5 protein-coding genes and 2 tRNA genes are annotated in these 5,966 nt (G+C 59.2%); 3 read left to right on the top strand and 4 right to left on the bottom strand.

From position 1 onward, the window contains the following. Nucleotides 1–236: 236 nt before the first annotated feature. Together D8U82_RS11790 and D8U82_RS11795 are read right to left on the bottom strand one after the other, a co-directional pair. Nucleotides 237–313, bottom strand: a tRNA-Asp gene (locus D8U82_RS11790). A 19-nt stretch (nt 314–332) separates the two neighbouring features. Further along, a tRNA-Val gene (locus D8U82_RS11795) sits at nt 333–408 on the bottom strand. Nucleotides 409–567: 159 nt separating this feature from the next. Here D8U82_RS11795 and rdgC point away from each other — a divergent pair. The 3 genes from rdgC (at nt 568) to sugE (ending at nt 3,032) form a co-directional block, all read left to right on the top strand. Beyond that, nucleotides 568–1,488 (top strand): recombination-associated protein RdgC, encoded by a 921-nt coding sequence (gene rdgC, locus D8U82_RS11800; RefSeq protein WP_024012190.1) that lies wholly within the window; start codon nt 568–570, stop codon nt 1,486–1,488. 143 nt (nt 1,489–1,631) lie between these two features. Continuing rightward, nucleotides 1,632–2,597, top strand: a complete 966-nt coding sequence (locus tag D8U82_RS11805; protein WP_041479525.1) for a bile acid:sodium symporter family protein — start codon at nt 1,632–1,634, stop codon at nt 2,595–2,597. A 120-nt stretch (nt 2,598–2,717) separates the two neighbouring features. After that, nucleotides 2,718–3,032, top strand: a complete 315-nt coding sequence (gene sugE, locus D8U82_RS11810) for a quaternary ammonium compound efflux SMR transporter SugE (RefSeq protein WP_024012188.1) — start codon at nt 2,718–2,720, stop codon at nt 3,030–3,032. A 114-nt stretch (nt 3,033–3,146) separates the two neighbouring features. Here sugE and D8U82_RS11815 read toward each other — a convergent pair whose 3' ends face one another. Continuing rightward, nucleotides 3,147–5,018, bottom strand: coding sequence for an MFS transporter (locus D8U82_RS11815; RefSeq protein ID WP_130900883.1), 1,872 nt, complete (start codon nt 5,016–5,018; stop codon nt 3,147–3,149). Nucleotides 5,019–5,114: 96 nt separating this feature from the next. Beyond that, nucleotides 5,115–5,966 (bottom strand): C4-dicarboxylate ABC transporter (locus D8U82_RS11820; protein WP_130902252.1); only part of this gene is annotated, 852 nt, incomplete at its 5' end.

Here is a 5,966-nt window from a genome sequence, read left to right on the forward strand (position 1 = left end):
CATTCTGCTTGTAAGGCAGACGCTCTCCCAGCTGAGCTAATCACCCTTCGCTTCGTTACGGGGCGCATTATGCCACAGGTTTTCGTAAAGTGCTGATTTAATTAAATATTTTTCAAAAAAATCTGAAAACCGGTGAAACGATACACCCCGCGGGTACAACCTTGAGACAGAAAAAAACCCGCTTCAGCGGGTTTTTCCGTGGCGACCTGGCGTTCAGTGGTCCAGGTTACCGAATATGGCGCAGCGGACGGGACTCGAACCCGCGACCCCCGGCGTGACAGGCCGGTATTCTAACCGACTGAACTACCGCTGCGCGTAACACTTGAAACGAATGGTGGGTGATGACGGGATCGAACCGCCGACATTCTGCTTGTAAGGCAGACGCTCTCCCAGCTGAGCTAATCACCCTTCGCTTCGGTGTGGCGCGCATTCTACGGAGCACCCCAACCTCTGGCAAGCACTTTTTTAAATAATTTTCCGAGGCCTTCCAAAGGCTTAGAGAAGGGTTGGCCTATGCCCCGGCGAAGACAATAATGCCCCCCTTTGTATAAAGGAGTGACTCGCCCCATGTGGTTCAAGAACCTGCTGATCTATCGCCTGACCCAAGACCTGCCTGTCGATGCCGAGGCGCTGGAAACTGCACTGGCGACCAAACTGGCGCGGCCGTGTGCAAGCCAGGAGCTGACCACTTACGGTTTCGTTGCGCCGTTCGGCAAGGGCGAAGATGCGCCGCTGGTACACGTCAGCGGCGATTTCCTGCTGATCTCTGCGCGCAAGGAAGAACGTATTCTGCCGGGCAGCGTTGTGCGTGACGCGGTCAAGGAAAAGGTCGAAGAGATCGAGGCCGAGCAGATGCGCAAGGTCTATAAGAAGGAACGCGACCAGATCAAGGATGAAATCATCCAGGCGTTTCTGCCGCGCGCGTTCATTCGTCGTTCGTCGACCTTCGCCGCGATCGCGCCGAAACAGGGCCTGATCCTGGTCAACTCGGCCAGCCCGAAACGTGCTGAAGACCTGCTGTCGACCCTGCGCGAAGTGATCGGCACCCTGCCCGTGCGTCCGCTCACCGTGAAAATGGCACCGACTGCGGTGATGACCGAGTGGGTCACCACGCAGAAAGCCGCCGACGATTTTTATGTACTGGACGAGTGCGAACTGCGCGACACCCACGAAGACGGCGGCATCGTCCGTTGCAAGCGCCAGGACCTGACCAGCGAAGAAATCCAGCTGCACCTGAGCACCGGCAAAGTCGTCACTCAGTTGTCGCTGGCCTGGCAAGACAAACTGTCGTTCATGCTCGACGACAAGATGACCGTCAAACGCCTGAAATTCGAGGATCTGTTGCAGGATCAGGCGGAACAGGACGGTGGCGACGAAGCCCTGGGCCAACTGGATGCCAGCTTCACCCTGATGATGCTGACCTTCGGCGACTTCCTGCCGGCACTGGTTGAAGCGTTGGGTGGGGAAGAGATGCCGCAGGGGATCTGACACTGACGAGTATTTAACCTGTGGGAGCGAGCCTGCTCGCGAATGCGGTGTGCCAACAACATTAATGTGTCTGGCTCACCGCTTTCGCGAGCAGGCTCGCTCCCACAATGTTTTGTGGTGTAACCAAAAATAAGGATCAAGCCATGCGCGCACTGGCTGCACTCAGCCGCTTTGTCGGCAATACCTTCGCTTATTGGGTTCTGATATTCGCCGTCGTGGCCTTCCTGCAACCGGCGTGGTTCATCGGCCTGAAAAGCGCGATCGTACCGCTGCTGGGTCTGGTGATGTTCGGCATGGGCCTGACCCTCAAACTCGACGACTTCGCCGCCGTCGCTCGCCATCCGTGGCGGGTGGCGCTGGGCGTGGTTGCGCATTTCGTGATCATGCCCGGTGTGGCGTGGTTGCTCTGCCAGGTGTTTCACCTGCCGCCGGAAATCGCCGTCGGGGTGATTCTGGTCGGTTGCTGCCCGAGCGGCACCTCTTCGAACGTGATGACCTGGCTGGCACGCGGTGATCTGGCGCTTTCCGTGGCGATTGCCGCGGTCACCACCCTGCTCGCCCCACTGTTGACCCCGGCACTGATCTGGCTGCTGGCCTCGGCGTGGTTGCCGGTATCGTTCATGGAGCTGTTCTGGTCGATCCTGCAAGTGGTGCTGTTGCCGATCGTTCTCGGCGTGGTCGCGCAGCGGCTGCTCGGCGACAAGGTGCGGCATGCGGTGGATGTGTTGCCGCTGGTGTCGGTGGTCAGCATCGTGATTATTGTCACCGCCGTGGTGGCGGCGAGTCAGGCGAAAATCGCCGAGTCCGGCTTGCTGATCATGGCCGTGGTCATGCTGCACAACAGCTTCGGTTATCTGCTCGGCTACTTCACCGGGCGCCTGTTCGGCCTGCCGCTGGCTCAGCGCAAGTCGCTGGCACTGGAAGTCGGCATGCAGAATTCTGGCTTGGGGGCCGCGTTGGCCAGTGCGCACTTCTCGCCACTGGCGGCGGTGCCGAGCGCGCTGTTCAGCGTCTGGCACAATATTTCCGGAGCACTGCTGTCGACGTACTTCCGGCGCATGAGCGAGAAGGAAGACCGCGACAACCTCGCGCAACGGGCTGCCGATTGAGGCTGAAAACTTGATCCCCGGGTTAATGCTCGTCACTATATTGCGCAACGCGGGGACGACCCTGCGGCTCGATCGAGTCATTCATCTGGGGACGACCCCGTCAATCGATGGAGGTCCTGCATGTCCTGGATCATTCTGTTTTGCGCCGGCCTGTTCGAAGTCGGCTGGGCCGTCGGCCTGAAATACACCGACGGCTTCACCCGCCCGCTCCCCACTGCCCTGACCGTTGCCGCCATGGCCATCAGCCTTGGTTTGCTCGGTCTGGCGATGAAGGAATTGCCGTTGGGTACGGCCTATGCGATCTGGACCGGTGTCGGTGCCGTGGGCACGGTGATCGCCGGGATCATTCTGTTTGGTGAATCGATGGCGTTGATTCGGCTGGTCAGTGTGGCGTTGATCGTCACGGGTTTGATTGGCCTTAAAGTCAGCGCTTAAGCCGATACCGTCTTCGCGAGCAGGCTCGCTCCCACGTTCAACCGCGTTCCGTCATTGGAACAGGGTCAACTGTGGGAGCGAGCCTGCTCGCGAAGGGGCCTTTTGATACACCGACTATCTAACAGATCCGCGCAACTCCCCCACCAACACCTGCAACTTCGCCGGCTCGGTCCCTTCGGTAATCGCCGGCCCCGCCACCAGCGTCACCCGCGACCACAAGCGATGGAACAAGCCCTTGTTCGGATCGCGACTGAAGAAACTCCCCCACAATCCTTGCAACGCCAGCGGAATCACCGGTACCGGGGTCTCTTCGAGAATCCGCGTCACGCCGCCACGAAACTCGTTGATCTCGCCATCGGCGGTCAATTTGCCTTCTGGAAAGATGCACACCAATTCGCCGTCCTTCAGATACTGGGCAATGCGCGTGAAGGCTTTTTCGTAGATCTGGATATCTTCCTGGCGTCCGGCGATAGGAATCGCGCCCGCCGTGCGAAAGATGAAGTTCAGCACCGGCAGGTTGTAGATCTTGTAGTACATGACAAAGCGAATCGGCCTACGCACGGCACCGCCGATGAGCAAGGCGTCAACGAACGACACGTGGTTGCACACCAACAGCGCCGCGCCCTCGTCCGGGATCGCTTCAAGGTTGCGGTGCTCGACGCGGTACATGGAATGGCTGAGCAGCCAGATCATGAAGCGCATGCTGAATTCCGGAACGATCTTGAAGATGTAGGCGTTGACGCCGATATTCAGCAGCGACACCACCAGGAACAGTTGCGGGATCGACAGTTTGGCGACGCTCAACAACACGATCGAAACAATCGCCGACACCACCATAAACAGCGCGTTGAGAATGTTGTTGGCGGCAATCACCCGCGCCCGTTCGTTTTCAGCCGTGCGCGACTGGATCAGCGCGTACAGCGGCACAATATAGAAACCACCGAAAATGCCCAGGCCAAGGATGTCGATCAACACCGCCCAGGTGTGCACGAAGCCCAGCACGGCAATCCAGCTATGGCCGGTGACGCTGTCCGGGATCCCACCGGAATGCCACCACAGCAACAGGCCGAACACGGTCAGGCCAAACGAGCCAAAGGGCACCAGTCCGATCTCGACTTTGCGCCCCGAGAGCTTCTCGCAGAGCATCGAACCCAGCGCGATGCCCACCGAGAACACGGTCAGGATCAGCGTGACCACGGTTTCGTCACCGTGCATCCATTCCTTGGCGTAGGCCGGGATCTGCGTCAGGTAAATCGCCCCGACAAACCAGAACCACGAGTTACCGACAATCGAGCGCGACACCGCAGGCGTCTGGCCCAGACCGAGTTTCAGCGTCGCCCAGGACTGGCTGAAGATATTCCAGTTCAGGCGCATTTCCGGCGACGAGGCCGCCGCGCGCGGAATGCTGCGGCTGGCCAGATAACCCAGCACGGCAATGCCGACGATCGCTGCGGAGACTACCGGCGCGTAGTGCTCGGTCGACATCATGATCCCGGCGCCGATGGTGCCGGCGAGAATTGCCAGAAACGTGCCCATTTCCACCAGACCATTGCCGCCGACCAGTTCATCGTCGCGCAAGGCCTGTGGCAGGATCGAATACTTCACCGGGCCGAACAACGCCGAGTGAGTGCCCATGGCGAACAGTGCCACCAGCATCAGCGACAGATGATCGAAGAGGAAGCCGATTGATCCTACGGCCATGATGGCGATTTCCGCGAGCTTGATCAGACGGATCAGCGCGTCCTTGGCGAATTTTTCCCCGAACTGCCCGGCCAGCGCCGAGAACAGGAAAAACGGCAGGATAAACAGCAGCGCGCAGAGGTTGACCCAGATCGAGCGATCGCCCTCGATGGTCAACCGATAGAGGATGGCGAGGATCAACGACTGCTTGAACACGTTGTCGTTGAACGCGCCGAGCGACTGGGTAATAAAGAAGGGCAAAAAGCGCCGGGTGCGCAACAGGTTGAACTGTGAGGGGTGACTCATCTTCCGTGTTTCCTGATGTTAGGTAGTGAGGCCTGGGTGCTTGTTATTGGAATCCCGCACCACGATCCAGGCCACACCTTACCTAAACTTTTCGGATTATTTCTTCAAACCTGCAATACACGGCGAGACAAACAGCTCGCCACGCCACGCGCCCTGCACGGTGCGCTTGCCGACGATCAGCCACATTGCCGCCAACAAAATCACCAGCGCCGTACCGAACACACTGAAAAATGTCAGGTTGAGGATACTTGCCAGTTTCAGCGTCGCCAGCGAATACACGCCCAATGGGAAGGTGAAGCCCCACCAGCCGAGGTTGAACGGAATGCCGTCACGCAGATAACGCACGGTGATCAGCAGCGCCATCAACATCCACCACAGACCAAAACCCCACAGCGTGATCCCAGCGACCAGACCCAGGCCTGAAGCAATTTCACCGACGCCGGGCAGACCATTCGCGGCAAAAATCGCTGGTGCCTCACCGCCCAACAGCAACATGCCCAGCGCACCGGTGCCGATCGGCCCCAGCGCCAGCCAGCTCGACGCGGCCATGTTTTCGTGGGGCAGTTTGTGCAAGGCCATGCGCAGCAACAGAATGGTGAGAATGCTGAACGCCACCGGCAGGGAGAATGCCCAAAGCACATAGCTGGTAGTCAGTACGATCAGTTGCCCATGGGCGTCGGTCAGATGCGGGGCGAGCAAGCCGCCGCTGGCCGCTGCCACTTCCGCCGCCACTACCGGCAGCAACCAGACCGCGGTCATCTGATCGATGCTGTGTTCCTGGCGGGTAAACATCATGTACGGAATCAGCACACCGCAGGCCAGCGACATCGCCACATCGATCCACCACAACACTTCAACAAGTTGAATAACACCGTCGCCCCAGCGCGGCAGGCCGAACAACAGAAAGCCGTTAATGATCGTCGCCAGGCCCATGGGAATGGTGCCGAA

The organism is Pseudomonas sp. Sample_23 (assembly GCF_004307595.1).
GTDB lineage: Bacteria > Pseudomonadota > Gammaproteobacteria > Pseudomonadales > Pseudomonadaceae > Aquipseudomonas > Aquipseudomonas atacamensis.